Here is a 20189-nt window from a genome sequence, read left to right on the forward strand (position 1 = left end):
GCTTAAAGAACGAAAATCAACTGCTGTTACTGATAGTTAGCATAGGAAATATAAGCCTGTGGCGCAATATGGCCATAGCTTATATAACTTGGTTGTCATTTAGTCTTGCAGTTGATCCCATACTTCACGATCGCGCTCTTCGGTCCAAATACGCGGCCAATCGATACCATCGTATTCATCCCATAGACGCTGCACATCAAAGGGTAAGCAATGTTCAAAAATTGGCCAGGCGCCAAAGGTCGGTGCAAGGTGCTCGTGAGTAGCTAAAAATGCTTCTTTGAGCGAACCGCCACGACCATGAACTTCACCAACCTTATCAATCATGCCTTGAAGGAAGCTGCGGGTTTGTTCGATCGCGGCATCAACATTATCGCGTCCTTTAACCACTGGGCCACGGCCACCAATGAGGTATTCAGCTCCAAGTGCTTTGAGGTTATCGAGCGTGCCACGTGCCCAATCAAAGTGAAAGGCGTCACCTGTGTAGAGTGCGGCTTCAGCTTCAACCAAATCGCCCGCAAATAAGACTTTATGTTTTGGCAGCCAACCAATGATATCGCTGGCCGTATGACCACGGCCATAGAATGATAAATACAGGCTGCCACGGTCGCCACCAAGTGGAATTTCTAAACGATCATTGAATGTGATGTCAGGGTGAGTAAGTCCGGGGATGGTTTGCGGTTCGCGGAACAAACGTGGCATGCGACCAAACTCACTATCCCAATCTTGCTTACCACGTTCTTCAATCAATTTTTTGGTGGTCTCATGCATGATGATGCTTTCGGCCTCAAACGCTGATGCGCCTAATACACGCACGGCATGGTAATGGGTAAGCACTAAATATTTGACCGGTTTGTCGGTATGTTCACGAAGTCGCGCTAACCATTCTTTTGCGGCTGCCGGCGTGGCGAGTGCTTCTAAACAAACGACAAAATCTTCACCTTCTACAGCGCCAACGTTGGGGTCACCTTCGGCCGTTTGTGCATATACGCCATCAGCGATGACTTCGACTGTCGCTTTCTTTTCGCCGAGATCAGCAGATGATGCAAAAGGTTTCTTACTCATAATTCCTCTATATTATTATTGGGTTGAATCGGGATAGTTGCCGGCTGCTTTGAGCGCGTCAACCAGTTCTTCTCGTTTGGCGAGGATATCGCCATCATAAGCCTTGCGCAGGCGACTAACCTCTTCAGCCGTGAAAGGCTTAAAGGTTTCATCGACGGTATTCGGGCTAAAGGTATAAATCATCCAATTAGTGATTTCTGCTAAGTCTTGATTATCAATGGGGGCGCCAAAAGAACCGGGCACTTGGATTAAATAACGGCGCCCCTCTTCTAAGCGGGCGAAGTGGCCCAATGTGTCGGTCATTCGCGGCACATCATGTTCAGGGAAACCTTCACCTCCAGGTAGATGGCAGCCCTGACAATGCAGCTGATACAAGCTTTCCATACGCGCAGGATCGCTCACGCCTGGCATGGTGCCAGTAGTAGCAAATACAGCAGTAATCGCGATGGCGGTCACCGTTGTGGTCATGAGCGTTTTACGGATCATTTTTCTACTTCTATACCAACCACAACCGCGGTTGAGCAGTTATAGATTGCACTGCTTGTACCCAAGCACCAGTTGATATCGTTTGATTTTCCTTGGAAGTACATCGGGCGATCGCTTTCGTTGCGCGTACACAAGCAATTACCACAGCTGCTTTTACCGCAACAATCGTTATACGAAATGATGTAGTTTTTGCCATCAACTGGGTTATTACACGTACCAATCCAGGTGATGGGGGACATTTCTGTGCCGGGTGGGCAGGTATTTGCACTACCGCCGCAGCAGCCGCAAAGGAAGCCGTCGATGGCACAAAAACGCCAGTAATCACAGCTGTTTGGATCGCCTTCCTCACCAGGGAATTTGGGTTGATTGCTTTCAGAAGCGCGTGCGACCGGTAAGAGTGGGGTTGCGCCCACACCAACCAAGGCAGCGCCAAGGCCAGTGAGTACACTGCGTCGAGAGGTAGATTGTGCTACGCGACGCACGGTTTTTTCAGTAAATTTATCTAACCATTTCATAAGATTCTCCTCGAATTACGCCATTTTTGGGTCACTGGTGGATTTGCTGGATAAATAGCTTTGGATATCGCTGAAGCCACGTTCTTTGGCCTCAAACAGGCTTTCTAAGTGTTCACGAGAGTTGATGATGCCAAGCGCAACAATCTGTTGCTGTTCATCAATTAACACACCATAAGGTAGTTTAGACACACCATAGGTCTTGCCGAGCGCCTCAGACAATACATACGGGTAGGCTTCTAAGGACTCACGCTCGATAAACGCGCGGTGCTCGCCGAGGTTATCACCATCACTGGCTAAAATCACATCGAGCCAGCCGCTTTCGGCTTTAGCCGCAGATTTAAGCGGTTTGAGTATTTGCTTACAAATAGGGCAATCGGGGGAGAGAAAAAACATCAACGTCGCACGATTGCCCGCAGCGCCAATGCTCAGCACTTCTTCATCAATGGTTTTGACGCTGATCGCGGGGGCTTGTTCGCCAGCCTTAACGCTTTTATTAACGGCTAGGGCGCCTGCTGGGGCGATACGCTCGTATAACACACCGATTTGTCGTGCCAGCGAAAAGACTAAGACGCCTAGTGCGATGACGGCAACAAATAAGATGATGACAGCAGTGGTTAAAATCGTTTGACTCATGCGAAGGTTCCTTTTTGACTGATCCAATAACTCCGATTGGCCAGTAGTTGATTAACAGTGAAATAGGTGAGTAATAATGACAGCGCCGCTAAAATTGTCATGACCGCGCTGCTGATACTCATCGGTACGGGTGCACTGAAAGCTGCAACAAGCGCGAGCGCAATCAATGCCGCGTTGCGCAGCAATAAATGCCAGCTGATGTGGATAGGCACACCACCACAACCACAGTCTATATCGCTACGCCCACGGGCGAGATTGATGCCCATCGCCAGTGCGTAAGCCGCAAAAATTGCCGCTGCTAAAAGTGCACCGATGGGGCTTAGCCATAATAGTAATGCTGTGAGCGCTTCTAAGCCCATAATCACAAACGCGGTTGCACGCACAGCATCTAAGGGCAGCAGGCGGTAAGCCGCTAGTGCTGATTGAAAATCGGCATTGTGCTGCCATTTATGCCATGCCGCACCAGCAAGCAAGGCGCTAAGAGTGAGGGTTGCAATCCAATAAAGCATGATTACATCTCGTTTGCGTGAATGATAAACGGCGTTTCTTGACCAAATGGTGCCAAGGTGCGGACGTATTTACCGTCTTGATACACGTCAACCTGCATTTCAGCATTAGTCACTAACAAATAAGGGTTTTCACCATGGGTTGCTGCGACTGAGACCCCCCAGGTTTCCAAGGTGATTTTATTGACGCGCTCTTGTTTGTTTGCATCATAAACCCATAACTCTGGACCACCATCTTTGTGGCTGCCTTCGTAGCCTTCTGGATGCATCAACACATAAAACAGGCCATTATCATCTTGAGCATTGAGTTGCCAGCCGCCTGGACGATAACCGGCTGCTTTGTCTTCTTCGTTCAGTAGTGACCAGGTTTCACCAAGAACAGCTGCCTCACCGCTCAAATCAACGTTATAGACTTTCCCATCGAAGGCGATGAAATAAGCCTGACTGCCAATAATGACCGGTTTTTCAAAAATGGGATTATCCATCGGACTGAAGAATGAATCGCCTTGCGATACTGCGCTCGCTTTCCCTTGATCATCAACATGGTAGCTGGCAAATGAACCATTGACACACAGACTGGAGAAGTTGCTCCTTCCAGTTGGGTAGTTGAGTACACAGCCTGGTGTTGGCTGTACATCGGTTACACTCCGTGCTTCAACGTCCACTACCGTCACAGACGTTGCTGGTGACATATTGGTGATCACAAGATGTTTGTCATCGTTGACTAATAATGCGCTGTAGCGCTCCGGCATCGAATTCATGCGCAATTTGTCTTCAGGTAAGACTATTTCACCTTTAGGGGAAAGGGTGGCTGGGTCGTAGATGGTGACGACATCCGTACGCTCACCACGAGAGCCGCGGCTATAAAACGTTTCGATCACATAAAATTCATTGCGTTTATTTGATTGCGCAAAGGATGAAATAAACGAGGCATCAACCATACCTTTGTATTGTTCAGGGCCAGTTTCTGCTGCCGGATCTAGCACCATATAATGCCCGTTACTCATGTGAAAGAATGCGCCATCGTGAGCAAATACCCATTGCTCAGGGTAGTCTGCAGGCAATGTTTGCACAACCTTGAGCTTTTCCGGGGCGATTTCGGCTTGCGCAAATGCTGCACTCAGTATGGCGAGTACAGCAAGCGGTTGAGTGAATCGTTTCATAAAGTTACTCCTCGAGGGTATGAGATTTAGCAATAGTAAAGGCTTCTTCAATCACTGATACATCGCCGATATGATTGGCGAGGAGCAGCAATGCCTTGCTATAAAGCGCCGGAATGTCAGCAAAGTCGACGCCTTCTTGTAAATGAACAAACGCAGCGTACAGGTCGTCAGGGTTGGCGCTGTTATTCGTGGTTTTCAGTGGCATAGTATCCTCATGTGATGGTTATTATTTATTGTGCAGCGAGTGTGCCAAACGTTAATGCAATGAAAAATAGCTATTTTTTATAATGCGTATCGCTGCTCTGCACTCATTTGTATCATATTGCACTGCATTTTTTATCAAGTATGGGCAGTGGCACGATGTACGGCATCGATGACTGCTTCGCGGTTGTATTTTTTCCAGCGTGCGGCAATATGCTGGTCAGGGCGAATCAAATATACACTGCCTGGTTTCATGCTATAACGATCGGCAATGACGCCATCGCTGTCTTCGATATCACGACCAATCACTAATGCTTTTACGGGAATACCATCGACATCGAGGTCTTCGACATTTGAGCTTTGATCAGCGAGTAACACAAATCCCTTGCCCAGATGACGTAATAAAAAGCTCGGTTTACCGTTAACACGAATCGGGGCATCAGGACAAAATGCACCTGGGGCACAGCGTGCACGAAAACCAATCGTATCAGGGCTATTGAGCGGGGATTCATGATAATTGGTGGCGGTAGACAGGCGGCCACTATTAACTAAAGGACGCGCAAACTCGTACGTTTTCGCAAGCTCGAGCACACTATCGCGCAAAATCTGACTCGCCTGACTTTTTGGGGTGATGAAATCGGTGGCACGGCTGGAATGTTGGATGTTTTCATCGGCTGCGTAATGTCGCTCAGCCATATAGCTGTCGAGTAAACGCTCTGGCGCCTTACCATCCAGGACTAATTTTAGCTTCCAGATCAAGTTATCAACATCCGCAACGCCTGTGTTGGCACCACGTGCACCAAATGGAGAGACCTGATGTGCCGCATCGCCGGCAAATAACACCCGCTGATGGCGGAATTCACCTATGCGACGACAGGCAAAGCGATAAACAGAAACCCATTCCAGGGCGAACTCGCGATCACCGAGCATTTTTTTCAACAGTGGGAGGACATTCTCTGGCTTTTTCCATTCCTCAGCATCAGCTTCGTTGCCGAGCTGGAAATCGATCCGCCAAATGTTATCAGACTGCCGATGTAATAAAACCGATTGGCCAGGATGGAAGGGTGGGTCGAACCAGAACCAGCGTTCGCTCGGATAATCCCCGTGCATCACAATATCGGCAATGAGGAACTGGTCGTCGAACACTCGGCCTTCGAAATCTGCACCCACTTTGCGACGGATGCTGCTGCTCGCACCATCACAGGCAATAACCCACTGCGCTTCACTAGAAAAAGACCCATCAGGCGTTTTTACGGTGAGCACAACATGATTATCGTGTTGCTCTAAGTCTTCCACACGATGCTTCCAGCGTAGATCAATCAACGGATGTTTGTCACAAGCCTCAACAAGATACTCTTCTAAATAATATTGTTGCAAGTTGATCATCGCGGGTAGTTCATGACCACTTTCTGGTAATAAATCAAATTGATAGGCAAGTTCTTCATGAAAAAAAGTTTTGCCAATTTTCCATTTCACCCCTTGTTTTAACATCGGCTCGGCAACGCCTAAGCGTTGCCATATTTCTAAAGCCCGTTTGGCATAACAAACGGCACGTGAACCAACACTTACGGTATTGTTATCGTCAAAAATCACACATTTGATGCCACGTGCCGCACAGTCTAGTGCGGCAGTTAGCCCAATGGGACCTGCGCCAATAATGGCAACGTCATGACGTTGTGCAACACCGCTTTGTTGTTCTTCAGAGCAGCGATAAGCAAACTCTGGATATGTGTAGGTTGACATCATGGTGTGTAATCCTTTCGCTGACAGCTAATTTAGCTATTAGCGAACTCATTTTCATGAATCCACGCGGCATGTTTTGGTGCTTTTTTGGTTTTTGCCCATTCTTCGATCATCGGCACAGCAACCTCATTGAGCTTTTCAAGTTCACCAGGCTTATCGGTGCGAACGGTGAGTTCCATACGGTGACCATTAGGGTCAAAGAAATAGATCGATTTAATAATGCCATGATCGGTTACACCAAGCACATCAAGCCCTTTGCTTTCGAGATCAGCTTTGGCTTCTAATAGCTCTTCCATACTGCCTAATTCGAAGGCGATATGCTGTACCCATTCTGGGGTATTGCGGTCACGGTCCATTTTAGGGTGTGTTGGAATTTCAAAAAACGCCAAAATGTTGCCATTACCCGCATCCATAAATAAATGCATATAAGGATCGGGGGCTTTGGTCGAAGGAACCTGGTCTTCTGCAATCGCTAAGAGGAATTTCATATTCAACTTGTCGCGGTAAAACTCCATAGTTTCTTTAGCGTCATGACAGCGATAAGCCACGTGGTGGATTTGTTTGATATTAATACTCATGTTTATCTCCTTGTTTTGATTATGGCCCCAATATAGTTTCATCCGAAACAGTTGTCAATGAAAATAATCTACATATACTATAAATTATAGTCCAGGCGAGAAGGAATGGCTTAGTAGAGGGTCTAATGAGCATTTTCTCGTGTTAAAAAAACTACACTTTGCGACATTTTGGTATGCAGAGGGTTGTTGGTGGTAGAGGGTGATTGTGGTGACAAGCATTAATTTGTCGGTTTTCTGGATGCTCGTTAAGTTATCTCATGAGTATCGATTGGGCCGTTAAACGAAGTGTTTGATTCAGTAATTCGTCATAAAAGAGATTTATTTGTCACAATAAGGCTTTAGGGCGTTGACAATGCTTGATTGGGCGGTATAATACTGCCCCCTTGCGGTAAGGAGATTTCGCACCAAGCGGTTCTCTTTTTCGGCAAAGAATCCTATTTGTACTGCTTTGCTCTGGCTCTTGCTGGTTAGCGGTGCGTTTAGGTGTTTAAGTTCCAGGGTCATTGGTTGCCAATAGACCTGATACTGAATCCAAGAGGAATTAACTATGTTATCTGATCCAGTTGCAGATATGTTAACGCGCATCCGCAATGCGCAGCGTATCGGCCGTTCACTGGTTACTATGCCTGCCTCTAAGCACAAAGCAGCGATTGCTCAAGTGTTGCAAGATGAAGGCTATATCCAGTCGTTTGAAGTTAAAGGCGATGAAAAGCCTGAGTTAACCGTTCACTTGAAATATCATCAAGGTGAGCCGGTCATCGAATTAATTAAGCGCGTGAGTCGTCCTGGTTTGCGTATTTTTAAAGGTAAAGATGAGCTGCCACGTGTGCAGGGTGGTTTGGGCGTTGCGATTGTTTCAACGTCTAAAGGCGTCATGAGCGACCACAAAGCACGCGAACAAGGTATCGGCGGCGAAATTCTTTGCTACGTCGCTTAAGGAGGTAAGTATGTCACGTATAGGTAAACAACCAGTACAGCTGCCTTCAGGCGTTAATGTTGCGATTAATGGCAGCGAAGTTAAGGTTAAAGGCGCTAAAGGCGAGTTGAACCTTAACTTGCACCCGTATATTACGGCAGAAGAAAACGACGGCGTGATTAACGTCAAGCCGGTTAAAGAAACCACTGATCATTGGGCGATGTGTGGCACGATGCGCACCTTAGTCAACAATATGGTGATCGGGGTTAGCGAAGGTTTTGAAAAGAAATTGCAATTGGTCGGTGTCGGTTATCGTGCACAAGTTCAAGGCAATAAGCTTAACCTGGCGTTGGGTTTCTCGCATCCTGTTGAATATGCGATCCCACAAGGCATCACAATTGAAGCGCCAAGCGCAACAGAATTGTTGGTTAAAGGTTCAGACAAGCAGCTTGTTGGCGAAGTCGCGGCGAAAATCCGTGCTTATCGTCCACCAGAGCCTTATAAAGGCAAGGGTGTGCGCTATGCAGATGAGCGCGTTGTGATGAAAGAAGCGAAGAAAAAATAACGGGGTGAGATCATGAATCAAAAGAAAATTAATCGCATCCGCCGTGGTAAACGTACCCGCGCTAAAATCCGCGAAATGGGTAAGCCAAGTTTGGTGGTAAATAAAACCCCGCGTCACATGTACGCGCAAATCATTAGCGGCAGCGGTGATAAAGTGTTGGCGAGTGCGTCAACGGTACAAGCCGGATTACGTGAAGGCTTAAAAAGCACTGGTAACGTCGAAGCAGCAGCAAAAGTTGGTGCCGCAATCGGTGAGCAGGCTAAGTCTTTAGGCCTTGAAGACATTGCTTTTGACCGCAGTGGCTTCCGTTATCACGGTCGCGTGAAAGCATTAGCAGATGCTGCACGTGAAGCCGGATTGAAGTTTTAAGGGGGAGTTATGGCGCAACAAAGAGAACGTCAACAAGACAGCGAATTTCTCGAGAAATTAGTCGCGGTTAACCGCGTCACGAAAGTGGTTAAAGGTGGCCGTCAGTTTGCCTTTACCGCATTAGTCGTGGTTGGTGATGGTCAAGGCCGTGTTGGCTATGGCTATGGCAAAGCGAAAGAAGTACCTGTGGCGATTCAAAAAGCCATGGATCAAGCGAAAAAAGGCTTGGTACGTATTGATTTGCACAAAGATACCTTGCAGCATCCGCTGGTTGGTAAGCACGGTGCGGCGAAAGTATACATGCAGCCTGCCTCTGAAGGTACCGGTGTGATCGCTGGTGGTGCGATGCGTGCAGTATTTGAAGTGGCTGGTGTGAAGGATGTTTTGGCAAAATGTATGGGCACACGTAATCCAGGTAACGTGGTACGTGCAACCATTAACGGTTTGCAGAATATGAAGAGCCCGCAGCAAATCGCCGCTAAGCGTGGTAAATCAGTTCAAGAGGTGCTCGCAAATGTCGAATAAACAATTACGGGTCACGCTGGTTAAAAGCAAGCATGGCCGTTTGGAAAATCATAAGCAATGCGTTGCTGGATTGGGCTTGCGTCGCATGCATCAATCACGCATCGTACTCGATACACCGGAGAACCGAGGCATGATTAATAAAGTGTCTTATCTCCTTAAAGTTGAAGAGGTGTAAGTCATGCAATTAAATGAATTGAAACCTGCAGAAGGTTCGCGTCCATCAGCAAAACGCTTAGGTCGTGGTATCGGTTCTGGCTTAGGTAAAACCAGTGGTAAAGGCCATAAAGGGCAAAAAGCGCGTTCTGGCGGTTATCACAAGGTTGGGTTTGAAGGCGGTCAGATGCCTTTGCAACGTCGTTTGCCTAAGCGTGGCTTCCGTAGTCGCAGCAAAACCAATATCGCTCAGTTGCGCACCGAGCAGTTGAACAAGCTTGCTGGTGATGAAGTGATCACTTTAGATGTGCTCAAGCAGCAAGGCTTGGTTCCAGTACACACACTGGGTGCTAAAGTCTTTTTGCAAGGCGATGTGACTGCAGCGGTTAAGCTGCAAGGCATCGGCGTGAGCAAAGGTGCGCGGGCGGCGATTGAAGCTGCCGGTGGTTCGATCGAAGAGTAAGAAGGGGTCGCATTATGGCAAAGAAGCCAACGGCAAATCCGTATAAAGAGTTAACCTCGCGTCTGTGGTATCTCGTGCTTGCACTGATTATTTATCGTGTGGGTGCGCATATTCCGGTGCCTGGTGTGGATCTTGACCGTATTCGCCAGATGTTTGAGCAGGGGGAGGGTTCGATCTTCCAGTTGTTCAATATGTTCTCTGGTGGGGCTTTGAGTAATGCATCGTTGCTTGCCCTTGGGGTGGCGCCTTACATTTCGGCATCGATTGTTATGCAGTTGATGTCGCATATGTATGGCCCACTTAAGGAATTGCGTCAGCAAGGCAGTACTGGGCAGAAGAAAATCACCCAGTACACCCGCTACCTCACCTTGGCGCTCGCCTTGGTGCAAGGATTCGCGATTAGCCGTACCGTGATGGCGCAAGGGATGTCGCTGATGAGCGGTCCCGGCTTCTTGCTGGTTGGAACGATTGCTTTGGCAGCCGGTGCGCTATTTATGATGTGGCTTGGTGAACAAATCACTGAACGCGGCATTGGCAACGGCATTTCGATGCTGATCTTTGCGGGTATCGCGGTGAATATGCCAGCGGGTATCGGTAGCCTGATCGCACAAACCAAAGAGAACGATCAATATGCTCAGTTCTTTTTGATTATGTTGGTGATTATTGGTTTGTTTGCGTTGATTGTGGTGGTAGAACGCGCGCAGCGTCGTATCGCTATCCACTATTCAAACCGCCGTGGTAATCAACAAGCGATGGGCCAGCGCTCGCATTTGCCGTTAAAGGTCAATATGGGTGGCGTTATCCCGGCGATCTTCGCCTCAGCGATCATTACCTTGTTGGTTTCGGGCTTTTCGTTTTTGGGTAATATGCAAAGCACCGCTGGTCGCTACCTTTCTGATTTGATTGGTGCGTTTCAGCCAGGCAGCTGGTTATACATTGCAACCTTTAGTTTGTTGATCATTTTGTTCTCGTTTTTCTACACTGCGATGATGTTTGAAAACCGCGAACTGGCTGATAACCTGAAAAAGTCTAATGGCTTTATTCAAGGCTTCCGCCCAGGTCGTCAAACGGCTGACTACATCGATATGATCCAAGAGCGTTTAACGCTGGTTGGTGCAATCTATGTTGCCTTTGTCTGTGTGTTGCCATCGATTATGAACTTAGGGTCCGCGCAAGGGCAAATTATGTTCCTCTTCGGCGGGACATCTTTGTTGATCGCAGTGGTTGTGGCGATGGATTTCGTCTCACAAGTGCAATCGCATGTGATGTCTAAGCAATATGAATCGCTGATGAAAAAAGCAAATTTATCTGGTTTTGGCGGGCAATATCGCCGCTAAACCGTTTAGGAGTAAAACATGAAAGTAAGTGCTTCAGTTAAAAAAATGTGCCGTCACTGTCGAGTGATTCGTCGTAACGGTAGTGTACGTATTATTTGTTCTGATAAGCGTCACAAGCAGCGTCAGGGTTAATCCTCTGACGCGGCTGTTTGTAAGGTTTGTTTCCTTAAACACTTAAGTAAACAAACCTTACCGCTAAAACCGCTCGATCTTCAGAGTCTTTGTCGCGAACTGGCCTAGAGCTAAAAACGAATAAAAACCTCTGAACAGAAAAAAGATGGTTTAGCACTAAGGTGTGGAAGTGTTTGACATTTCCGCGCTATTTAAGTAGAATTTCGCCCCTTTATTTTAGGAGTAAACGACATGGCTCGTATTGCTGGTATTAATGTCCCAACGCATAAACATGCGGTAGTGGCATTGACCTCTATTTATGGCGTTGGTCCTGCTCGTGCCCGCGATATTTGCGCGGCTGCCGAAGTAGAACCATCGAAAAAAATTCGCGATCTGTCGGACGCTGAAGTGGAAGCTTTGCGCTCGGCTGTTGGTGAATATCAGGTGGAAGGGGATCTGCGTCGTCAGGTTTCCATGAACATCAAACGTTTAATGGACTTAGGTTGTTTCCGTGGTCTGCGTCACCGTCGCTCTTTGCCGGTTCGTGGTCAACGTACTAAAACCAACGCACGTACCCGTAAGGGCCCACGTCGTCCAATTAAACGCTAATCTAAGAGAGAGAATTTATGGCTAAGGCTGCTGGTAAACAAAAAAACGTTAGAAAAAAGCAAAGCGTGTTGTGGTGGACGCCGTTGCGCACGTCCACGCGTCATTTAACAACACAATCGTGACCATTACTGATGGTCAGGGTAACACGCTTTCTTGGGCAACTGCCGGTGGTTCTGGTTTTCGCGGTTCAAGAAAAAGTACTCCGTTTGCAGCGCAGGTTGCAGCAGAGCGCGCTGGCACTGCCGCCAAAGAATATGGCGTGCAGAACCTTGACGTGAATATTAAAGGACCAGGACCGGGGCGTGAATCCGCTGTGCGTGCATTAAACGCAACAGGATTCAACATCCATTCAATTACGGATGTTACCCCTATCCCACATAATGGTTGTCGTCCGCCGAAAAAGCGTCGCGTGTAAGGAATATTCGGAGTAATTTATGGCTAGATATATTGGACCTAAGTGCCGTCTGGCGCGTCGTGAAGGCGTGGATTTAGAACTAAAATCAGGCGTTCGCCCGGTTGAATCAAAATGTAATATGAGTGCAGCGCCTGGTCAGCACGGCGCGCGTCGTACGCGTTTGTCTGACTACGGTGGTCAGTTGCGTGAAAAACAAAAGCTCAAGCGTACCTATGGCGTACTTGAGCGTCAGTTCCGCAACTACTACAAAAAAGCAGCGAAGCAAAAAGGCTCAACGGGTGAAAACTTGCTCAAAATGCTCGAGCAGCGTTTGGACAATGTGGTTTATCGCATGGGCTACGGCGTAACGCGTGCAGAATCACGTCAGCTGGTTTCTCATGGTGCGATTGAAGTCAATGGTCAACGTGTGACGATTGCTTCTTATCAAGTTAAAGCGGAAGATGTGGTTTCAGTGTGTGAAAAATCACGCAAACAAGTTCGCATCCAAAGCGCCTTGGAAATTGCTGCACAACGTGGGTTTGTTGAATGGGTTGAAGTGGACACTGCAAAAATGAGCGGCGAGTTCAAGCGCGTTCCTGAGCGTATCGACTTATCTGCAGACATTAACGAATCATTGGTGGTTGAGCTTTACTCCAAGTAAGGTTTACTGGCATTAACAGCATTTACTGGAGGCGTTAGACGATGGCTTTAACAGAACTTTTGACCCCGCGTATCGTACAGATCAAGGAAGTCGCGCCGAATACGTCGCGGGTTACCATGGAGCCTTTAGAGCGTGGCTTTGGCTATACGCTCGGCACGGCATTGCGCCGTGTGCTCCTGTCTTCAATCGAAGGCGCGGCAGTAACAGAGTGTGAAATCGAAGGGGTTTTACACGAATATTCCGGCATCAACGGTGTGCGTGAGGACGTCATCGATGTGTTGCTTAATTTGAAAGGCTTAGCGCTGATTATGCACGAAGGCGAACACGCCGAAATGCGTTTGTCTGTCAACAAAGCAGGCGAAGTGAAAGCGAAAGACTTCAAAGCACCATCGAATATCGAAATCTGCAACCCTGAGCATGTCATTGCACATTTAACCAGCGATACCCCGTTTAATATGACGGTTTCGGTTGAAAAAGGCCGTGGTTATCGAGTGGTTAATTTAGAAAGCGATGAAGAAAGCAGCTCACCGAATGTATTGCGCTTGGATGCGTCTTTCTCACCGGTTAAGCGCATTGCGTTCCGCGTTGAAGCGGCCCGTGTTGAGCAGCGTACTGACCTCGATAAGTTGATTATCGACATTGAGTCAAATGGTACGCTTGATCCTGAGCAGGCTATTCGTGATGCAGCAACCATTCTGCACAAGCAGATCGAAGTATTCGTGGATCTTGAATCGACTGAGATTGAAGAGGAAGAAGCGGAAGAAATTCAGGTTGATCCGGTGTTGTTACGTCCGGTTGATGATTTGGAATTGACCGTGCGCAGCGCGAATTGCTTGAAAGCAGAGAACATCAATAACATTGGTGATTTGGTACGCCGCAGTGAAGTCGAGTTGCTGAAAACCCCGAACTTGGGTAAGAAATCACTCAACGAAATTAAAGAAGTTCTTGCCAGCCATGGTTTGGAACTGGGTATGGATATTGAACACTGGCCGGTTGACTAAGCCAACTAGCGAGTAAGGATTTGGAGCAAAAAAATGAGACATAAACTAGCCGGGCGTAAACTAAGCCGGACCAGCGCACACCGCAAAGCGATGTTTAAAAACATGACGGTATCGCTGATTGAACATGAATTGATTAAAACCACTTTGCCAAAAGCAAAAGATCTGCGTCGTGTGATCGAGCCAATCATCACTCACGCTAAAAACAACGACACTGTTGCAGCACGTCGTTTGGCTTTTGCGCGTTTGGGTAACCGTGATGCAGTACAAAAGTTATTCAACGAACTTGCCCCACGTTACCAAGGCCGTCCAGGCGGTTACGTTCGCATCTTAAAATGCGGCTTCCGTCCAGGGGACAACGCACCTATGGCATACGTTGAACTCGTTGATCGTCCACAGCCAGAAGTTGAAGAAGCTTAAATCTCAACCTTTGTGATGATCACTAAAAACCGCCACTTTGTTGGCGGTTTTTTTATGTTTTGCCGATCTGGCTGTGTCGCAGTAGAATAAAAGTCACGGATTTTCCCTTAGTTAAGGAACTTACGATGAGACACATAAAGGCAATAGCCATTGGTTTAGCGATGTATGTTGTGAGTATCACCGTACTGGCTGACTTCTTTTCTGAAACGAAAATCAAGGCTGAGGAAGGTAATGCGGCCGCGCAATTTAACTTAGGCCTATTCTATGCTCAAGGTAAAGAGATCGGGCAAGACTTCGATAAAGCGCGTTACTGGTATCAAAAGGCTGCCGATCAAGGCCTGGCAGCAGCACAAAATAATCTTGGTGGACTCTATGATCATGGCATTGGTGTTGCTCAAGATCAAAGCAAGGCGGTAGGCTTGTACACCCAGGCTGCAGAACAAGGTGATGCTCAGGCGCAATACAATCTCGCGCTGATGTATGAGCAAGGTTATGGGGTTGCGCAAGATTATAGCAAGGCCAAGTATTGGTATGAGCAATCCGCCGAACAAGGTATTGCTGAATCACTCTATAATCTTGGCGTTATCTATTACAACGGCTACGGTGTTGATCAAGATTACGCAAAAGCGTTTGAACTTTACCAACAAGCTGCAGAAAAAGGGCTGCCGGATGCGCAAAATAATTTGGCGTTGATGTATTTTGAAGGCCAAGGTGTGGCGCAGGATGTCACAAAAGCTAAGGCATGGTTTAAAAAATCGTGCGATAGTGGTGATGGGTTAGGCTGTGGTAACTATCGTATTATTGATGAAGCCGGCCTTTAATGGGTGCGCGCTTACTTAACGCCTCTAGTAAACGGCACTGTCGCGCATGGTGCGACAGTTTTCCAATTTTTAGGATTGAATCATGAATCAAACGATGAACAAGTGGTTTTTATCGTCTGCCTTGTGTGTTGTGCCAGCACTCAGCCACGCCGATAGCTTTTCTGAAACTAAAACCCGCGCAGAAGCAGGTGATGCGGTAGCGCAAGATGCACTCGGGACCATGTATGCTCACGGTGATAACGTCGCGCGGGATTATGACGAGGCGTTGCGTTGGTATAAACAGGCGGTTGCGCAAGGAAATGCTAGTGCACAAAGCCATCTTGGTGATCTTTATCGCTATGGTTATGGGGTTGAGGAAGATGATCGTGAGGCCGTTCGCTGGTATCAAAAATCCGCTGATCAAGGGTATGCTGAAGGTCAACATAAGCTTGGTGTGATGTATTCCTTCGGTAGTGGTGTTGATCAGGATTATAGTGCCTCACTACTTTGGGAGACAAAAGCTGCGGAACAAGGTCATAGCGAGGCGCAATTTAATATTGGTACCATGTATCACTATGGTGACGGGGTGGAGAAAGATTATGTGCAAGCTGTGCATTGGTATCAACAAGCAGCCGAACAAGACCACGGACCCGCGCAATATAACCTTGCATCATTGTATTACGCAGGGCAAGGCGTTGAGCAGAACGCAACGCTTGCGAAACAATGGTTAGGAAAATCGTGTGATAATGGTTTTCGCGAAGCGTGCTTTACCTACCGTCAGCTTGAAGAGCAGGGTTATTGATGCTCAGGGTAAAAATTGGCTTAACTACCTCCGATAAGGAAAAATATGGTACAAATTAAAAAAATAGCGGCGTTTGTCTTAATGATATGCCTTGCAGGAACGCTCTGGGCACATACCGAAGCTAGGCTTCCGATGCAAACAGATTCTGAAGAGATTCTGAGTGAGGCTGAGCTTGAGCAGATGGTCGAAGGGTTCAAAGCATTAGCTGATGAGGGACAGGCTGAAGCACAACTCAATCTCGGTTTGCTGTATGAGGTTGGTTTTGTGGTGGAACAGGATTATAGCGAAGCTGCAGACTGGTATCAAAAAGCGGCCGAGCAGGGTAATGCTGATGCGCAAAATAACCTTGGTGTGCTCTATAGCGATGGGCAGGGCGTTGAACAAGATGAAGATCATGCTGTTCGCTTGTATCAGCAAGCGGCAGAGCAAGGTCATCCTAGTGCGCAAAATAATTTAGCGGGTATGTATTTGAGTGGTCGTGGCGTTGCACAAGACGCGCAACAAGCGGTGCAGTGGTATCAAAAAGCGGCAGAACAAAATGAGCCACAGGCGCAATTTAATTTAGCGGTGATGCTTTACCAGGGCCAAGGCGTTGAACGAGATGTTGATCAGGCGATTAAGTGGTTTGGCGAGGCGTGTCAATATGGCGACCAAAGAGCCTGTGGCAATTACCGCCTGCTGAATAAAGAAGCTGAATAAAGCGACTGTCTTGTCTCGTTAATCAGGTATCAGTAAACCCAAAAAGCGGGCTATTCAGCTTGGCACGGGTGTATGATAACCCTTTGTAGGCGTGCTTTGAGGAGTGGTTATGCTTTTTGCCGTCATTGGTTTGGGTGTATTTGGGCGCAGCGCAGCTATCGAGCTACAGTCGATGGGCAATACGGTGATTGGCGTAGATATCGACGCACAAGAAGTCGATCGGTTGAGCGATGCGTTAACGCACTGTGTGATCGCTGATGCAACCGATCGTAGTACGCTGGAAGAGCTTAATCTCACGCAATGTGATGGGGTGTTGGTGAGTATTGGTGATAATTTAGAAGCCAGTGTGCTTTGCACGCTTAATCTGCGCGATATGGGGGTGCACAATGTGTGGGTAAAGGCGAAAAGCGATGCCCATCATGCTATTTTATCCGCGCTCAATGTACGACGCATTGTGCATCCGGAGCAAGATATGGGCAAACGTATCGCGCAGGCGATGAATTACCCGATGGTGCTCGATCATATGGCGTTAGGTGATGGCCTGTATGTGATTCATGTGCTGGCGAAAGCGTATTTTCATGGCCGTAACGTACGAGAAGCGTTTGCTGATTTACATGATATTGATGTGTTCATGGTGAAACGTGGTACGGAAGTGCTGCCTTGTCACGATGAGGATTTCATTATCAAAGCCGGCGATCATTTGCTACTCGGTGGGACGCTTGATGCGCTGCGCGAGTTGAGTAAAACCATGAAATCTTATGACCGTGCGCACGACAAATTATGATGTCTCGCTTTTTATTTAAGCACCCCCCGCTGATTCTCACCGTAGGTTTTTTGCTGTTGATCGCGCTCGGTGCGGTCTTGCTCTCGCTGCCCTTTGCCGCAAAAGAAGATATTGGCGCAACGCATGCGCTTTTTACCGCGACTTCAGCGGTCACAGTCACCGGTTTGGCAGTGGTTGATACCGCGCAATTTACCCTGTTTGGGCAAATCGTGATTATGTTGCTGATTCAATTTGGCGGTTTGGGCTTTATGACCTTTGCGGTGTTGGCGATGCTCAGCTTGCAGCGTCAGTTGAGTATGGCTGGGCAAATGGCGGCGCAAGAAGCATTTGGACAAGTGAGCTTGAATAAGATCACTTCCACCGCAGTGTCTGTGGTGAAAATCGCGCTGTTCTTTGAAGGCCTGGCTTTTGTGGTGCTGAGTATTTATTGGGGACGTGAGCTTGGCTGGGTGCAGGGGATGTATCAAGGCCTGTTTTACACCATTTCGGCATTTAATAACGCCGGGTTTGCGCTTAGTGCGGATAGTTTGATGCCTTATGTGGATAGTGTGGTGGTGAACCTGACGATCACCACCTTAATTATGGTTGGTGGCTTAGGGTTTCTTGTGCTGATGGATATCCGTGCGCAGCAACGCTGGCAGCGTTTTAGTGTCAATACCAAGGTGGTGCTGATTGCTACCGTGGTGCTGAATATACTTGCGTTTGTGCTGCTATGGGTGTTGGAATACGATAATGCTAATACGCTTGGTGGGTTGAGCGTTGGTGATCAAGCTTTAGCGGCGTGGTTCCAGACAATCACACCGCGCACTGCAGGGTTTAATACATTAAATACCGCTGAGCTCACCGACGGCAGCACGTTTTTAACGATTGTGCTGATGTTTATCGGTGGTGGCTCGCTATCGACCGCAAGTGGGTTAAAATTAGGCACATTTGTTGTATTATTACTCACCACGCGCGCGTATTTGCGACAGCAAAATCAAGTAACGGTATTTGCGCGTAGTGTTCCCGAGCGGCAAGTAAAAAAAGCGCTGGCGATGACTATCATCACCGGCATTATGATTATGGTGAGTGTGTTTATCTTGTTGGTTATTGAAGAGCGGCATAGTTTTTTGGATGTGGTGTTTGAAGTGGTTTCTGCATTGAGTACGGTGGGTTTATCTCGAGGGTTAACCTCACAGCTTTCGTCATTAGGCGAATGGGTGTTGATGGCGATGATGTTTGCCGGGCGAATTGGACCACTAACCTTGGCCTATTTTATTGCGTTGCCCAAAAAATCACGTGTGCAATACGCGCAAACCTCCATTCAGGTGGGCTAAATGCGCAACCAATCCACACTATTTAGCCAGCTATGGCGCAGCATCACGCTTGGCATTCCACTGATTGCGACACAGCTGCTTGGCTATGCGCCAACGGTTATCGATACAATCATGGCCGGCGATGATAGTCCGCTGACTCAGGCAAGCGTTGGCTTGGCCGGGCAAATTTATTCGATGATTTTCTTATTCATGCTTGGGACCACGATTGCGATCTCGGCAACGGTATCGCATTATCACGGCAACGGCGACGCGCGGCGTATTCGGCGTAGTTTCCAGCAAGGGCTGTGGTTGAGTATCTTGCTCGGCGTGCTGACCTTTTTCCTCGTTTTATTGGCCTCGAATGTGCCGTATTGGATTGGTACAGTACCCAACGTTGCCCGCGAAGCTAATCATTATCTGCTGGTGATGGCGCCGGGTGCGGCGATTTTTGTTGTTGCGTTAAGCGGACGATTTTTCCTAGAAGGCATGGCGCATCCGCGCAGCAATATTATTATTCAGGTGTCGCTGTTGCCGGTGAATATCATCGGTAACTATGTGTTTCTTACCGGCTGGTGGATTTTCCCAAAACTCGGCGTTCCTGGAATGGCGCTTGCCACGATTACCACCTTTATCCTCTATGCGTTGTTGCTGTTTTATGGGATTTACCGCAATCCGCGTTGGCGCAATTTACGTCTATTTCAATCATTTGCACCGATTGATTGGCTGCAAATTCGTCTGTTGCTCAAGGTCGGGGTGCCGATTGCGGTGGCGATTGTCATGGAAGCCGGGTTATTTAATGTGATTGGTTTGATCGTCAGTCGCGATGGTGAGTTGATCACTGCAGCGAATCAGATTGCGCTGAATTTATCCGGCATGATGTTTATGCTGCCTTTGGGCTTATCGTCAGCGATGACCATTCGTGCGGCTAATGAGCAAGGGCGCGGCGATTATCGCGCGGTTTATCATGTGGCGCTTGGTGGGATTATTCTCGGAGTGCTCTTGATGTGTGTGTCGGCAAGTGTATTGATCAGTTTGCGTGAATCAATTGCTGCACTCTATACCGATAATGCTGAGATTATCGGTATAGTCAGCAGTGTGCTGGCGATTATTGCCATTTTTCAGATCGCCGATGGTACACAAGTAATCGCCGCCGGGATTCTACGTGGATTGCAAGATACCCGTGTGGCGATGTACTTCGCGATTCTCGGGTATTGGATTTTAGGCTTTCCGGCCGGGTTAACCTTTGCTTATGTGTTTGACTTTGGGCTCTACGGCTTGTGGGGCGGGCTTGCTGTTGGACTGGCGATTAATGCCGTGCTGGGTTCATGGCGGGTGTTTTCTCTGATTAAACACAAGCAATCGACTTAAATTGCTTTGTCTTAACATTAACGCAGCTGCGGA

At 47.9% G+C, this 20189-nt stretch carries 28 protein-coding genes; 19 read left to right on the forward strand and 9 right to left on the reverse strand.

The genetic code is table 11. The annotated features are described in order from the left end of the window. Positions 1–99: 99 nt before the first annotated feature. The 9 genes from L0B52_RS07755 to L0B52_RS07795 all read right to left on the reverse strand — a co-directional run bounded on the left by L0B52_RS07755 (position 100) and on the right by L0B52_RS07795 (position 6887). The gene (locus L0B52_RS07755) at positions 100–1062 is read right to left on the reverse strand and encodes an MBL fold metallo-hydrolase (protein WP_235064155.1); all 963 of its coding nucleotides are present in this window, start codon (positions 1060–1062) and stop codon (positions 100–102) included. A 15-nt stretch (positions 1063–1077) separates the two neighbouring features. Further along, positions 1078–1548, reverse strand: coding sequence for a cytochrome c (locus L0B52_RS07760; RefSeq protein ID WP_235064156.1), 471 nt, complete (start codon positions 1546–1548; stop codon positions 1078–1080). Next, the gene (locus L0B52_RS07765; RefSeq protein WP_235064157.1) at positions 1545–2063 is read right to left on the reverse strand and encodes a methylamine dehydrogenase light chain; all 519 of its coding nucleotides are present in this window, start codon (positions 2061–2063) and stop codon (positions 1545–1547) included. Before L0B52_RS07765 ends, L0B52_RS07760 begins: the two co-directional genes overlap by 4 nt. 15 nt (positions 2064–2078) lie before the next feature. Further along, on the reverse strand, positions 2079–2696 hold the full coding sequence (locus tag L0B52_RS07770; RefSeq protein ID WP_235064158.1) for a redoxin family protein: 618 nt from the start codon (positions 2694–2696) through the stop codon (positions 2079–2081). Next, positions 2693–3205, reverse strand: a complete 513-nt coding sequence (locus tag L0B52_RS07775) for a MauE/DoxX family redox-associated membrane protein (RefSeq protein WP_235064159.1) — start codon at positions 3203–3205, stop codon at positions 2693–2695. The genes L0B52_RS07770 and L0B52_RS07775 overlap by 4 nt, the downstream gene beginning before the upstream one ends. A gap of 2 nt (positions 3206–3207) precedes the next feature. Further along, positions 3208–4365, reverse strand: a complete 1158-nt coding sequence (locus L0B52_RS07780) for an amine dehydrogenase large subunit (protein ID WP_235064160.1) — start codon at positions 4363–4365, stop codon at positions 3208–3210. A gap of 4 nt (positions 4366–4369) precedes the next feature. Further along, positions 4370–4570: a DUF2783 domain-containing protein gene (locus L0B52_RS07785; RefSeq protein ID WP_235064161.1), complete on the reverse strand. Its 201-nt coding sequence runs from the start codon at positions 4568–4570 to the stop codon at positions 4370–4372. Between the two features lie 134 nt (positions 4571–4704). Continuing rightward, complete coding sequence (locus tag L0B52_RS07790) at positions 4705–6309, reverse strand: FAD-dependent oxidoreductase (protein WP_409202336.1); 1605 nt, start codon at positions 6307–6309, stop codon at positions 4705–4707. Between the two features lie 32 nt (positions 6310–6341). Next, on the reverse strand, positions 6342–6887 hold the full coding sequence (locus tag L0B52_RS07795) for a VOC family protein (protein ID WP_235064163.1): 546 nt from the start codon (positions 6885–6887) through the stop codon (positions 6342–6344). Positions 6888–7434: 547 nt separating this feature from the next. Here L0B52_RS07795 and rpsH point away from each other — a divergent pair. From rpsH to L0B52_RS07890, 19 genes are all read left to right on the forward strand, one after another. Next, positions 7435–7824 carry a 30S ribosomal protein S8 gene (gene rpsH, locus L0B52_RS07800; protein WP_235064164.1) on the forward strand — a complete coding sequence of 130 codons (390 nt, stop codon included), beginning with the start codon at positions 7435–7437 and terminating at the stop codon, positions 7822–7824. A gap of 10 nt (positions 7825–7834) precedes the next feature. Further along, complete coding sequence (rplF, locus tag L0B52_RS07805) at positions 7835–8368, forward strand: 50S ribosomal protein L6 (RefSeq protein ID WP_235064165.1); 534 nt, start codon at positions 7835–7837, stop codon at positions 8366–8368. 12 nt (positions 8369–8380) lie between these two features. Next, positions 8381–8737 carry a 50S ribosomal protein L18 gene (rplR, locus tag L0B52_RS07810; protein WP_235064166.1) on the forward strand — a complete coding sequence of 119 codons (357 nt, stop codon included), beginning with the start codon at positions 8381–8383 and terminating at the stop codon, positions 8735–8737. Between the two features lie 9 nt (positions 8738–8746). After that, complete coding sequence (gene rpsE / locus L0B52_RS07815; RefSeq protein ID WP_235064167.1) at positions 8747–9262, forward strand: 30S ribosomal protein S5; 516 nt, start codon at positions 8747–8749, stop codon at positions 9260–9262. Continuing rightward, positions 9252–9437, forward strand: a complete 186-nt coding sequence (gene rpmD, locus L0B52_RS07820; protein ID WP_235064168.1) for a 50S ribosomal protein L30 — start codon at positions 9252–9254, stop codon at positions 9435–9437. The genes rpsE and rpmD overlap by 11 nt, the downstream gene beginning before the upstream one ends. 3 nt (positions 9438–9440) lie before the next feature. After that, positions 9441–9878 (forward strand): 50S ribosomal protein L15, encoded by a 438-nt coding sequence (gene rplO, locus L0B52_RS07825; protein WP_235064169.1) that lies wholly within the window; start codon positions 9441–9443, stop codon positions 9876–9878. 14 nt (positions 9879–9892) lie between these two features. After that, positions 9893–11215, forward strand: a complete 1323-nt coding sequence (gene secY, locus L0B52_RS07830; RefSeq protein WP_235064170.1) for a preprotein translocase subunit SecY — start codon at positions 9893–9895, stop codon at positions 11213–11215. An 18-nt stretch (positions 11216–11233) separates the two neighbouring features. Next, positions 11234–11347: a 50S ribosomal protein L36 gene (gene rpmJ / locus L0B52_RS07835; RefSeq protein ID WP_235064171.1), complete on the forward strand. Its 114-nt coding sequence runs from the start codon at positions 11234–11236 to the stop codon at positions 11345–11347. 231 nt (positions 11348–11578) lie between these two features. Further along, the gene (gene rpsM / locus L0B52_RS07840; protein ID WP_235064172.1) at positions 11579–11935 is read left to right on the forward strand and encodes a 30S ribosomal protein S13; all 357 of its coding nucleotides are present in this window, start codon (positions 11579–11581) and stop codon (positions 11933–11935) included. A 70-nt stretch (positions 11936–12005) separates the two neighbouring features. Next, entirely contained in the window at positions 12006–12350 is a 345-nt protein-coding gene (gene rpsK / locus L0B52_RS07845; protein WP_235064173.1) for a 30S ribosomal protein S11, read from the forward strand. Between the two features lie 19 nt (positions 12351–12369). After that, positions 12370–12990 carry a 30S ribosomal protein S4 gene (gene rpsD / locus L0B52_RS07850; protein ID WP_235064174.1) on the forward strand — a complete coding sequence of 207 codons (621 nt, stop codon included), beginning with the start codon at positions 12370–12372 and terminating at the stop codon, positions 12988–12990. A 41-nt stretch (positions 12991–13031) separates the two neighbouring features. Next, a complete protein-coding gene (locus L0B52_RS07855) occupies positions 13032–13991 on the forward strand; it encodes a DNA-directed RNA polymerase subunit alpha (protein ID WP_235064175.1) in 960 nt (319 codons plus the stop codon). A gap of 33 nt (positions 13992–14024) precedes the next feature. After that, on the forward strand, positions 14025–14408 hold the full coding sequence (gene rplQ, locus L0B52_RS07860; protein ID WP_235064176.1) for a 50S ribosomal protein L17: 384 nt from the start codon (positions 14025–14027) through the stop codon (positions 14406–14408). A gap of 125 nt (positions 14409–14533) precedes the next feature. Continuing rightward, positions 14534–15229: a tetratricopeptide repeat protein gene (locus L0B52_RS07865; RefSeq protein WP_235064177.1), complete on the forward strand. Its 696-nt coding sequence runs from the start codon at positions 14534–14536 to the stop codon at positions 15227–15229. 82 nt (positions 15230–15311) lie between these two features. After that, positions 15312–16010 carry a tetratricopeptide repeat protein gene (locus L0B52_RS07870; RefSeq protein ID WP_235064178.1) on the forward strand — a complete coding sequence of 233 codons (699 nt, stop codon included), beginning with the start codon at positions 15312–15314 and terminating at the stop codon, positions 16008–16010. 132 nt (positions 16011–16142) lie between these two features. Next, entirely contained in the window at positions 16143–16709 is a 567-nt protein-coding gene (locus L0B52_RS07875) for a tetratricopeptide repeat protein (protein WP_235064179.1), read from the forward strand. 109 nt (positions 16710–16818) lie between these two features. Further along, positions 16819–17493 (forward strand): TrkA family potassium uptake protein, encoded by a 675-nt coding sequence (locus tag L0B52_RS07880; RefSeq protein WP_235064180.1) that lies wholly within the window; start codon positions 16819–16821, stop codon positions 17491–17493. Then, positions 17490–18809 (forward strand): TrkH family potassium uptake protein, encoded by a 1320-nt coding sequence (locus L0B52_RS07885; protein WP_235064181.1) that lies wholly within the window; start codon positions 17490–17492, stop codon positions 18807–18809. Before L0B52_RS07880 ends, L0B52_RS07885 begins: the two co-directional genes overlap by 4 nt. Next, positions 18810–20156 (forward strand): MATE family efflux transporter, encoded by a 1347-nt coding sequence (locus L0B52_RS07890; protein WP_235064182.1) that lies wholly within the window; start codon positions 18810–18812, stop codon positions 20154–20156. Positions 20157–20189: the final 33 nt, after the last annotated feature.

The sequence above is a fragment of the Suttonella sp. R2A3 genome (assembly GCF_021513215.1).
GTDB lineage: Bacteria > Pseudomonadota > Gammaproteobacteria > Cardiobacteriales > Cardiobacteriaceae > JAHUUI01.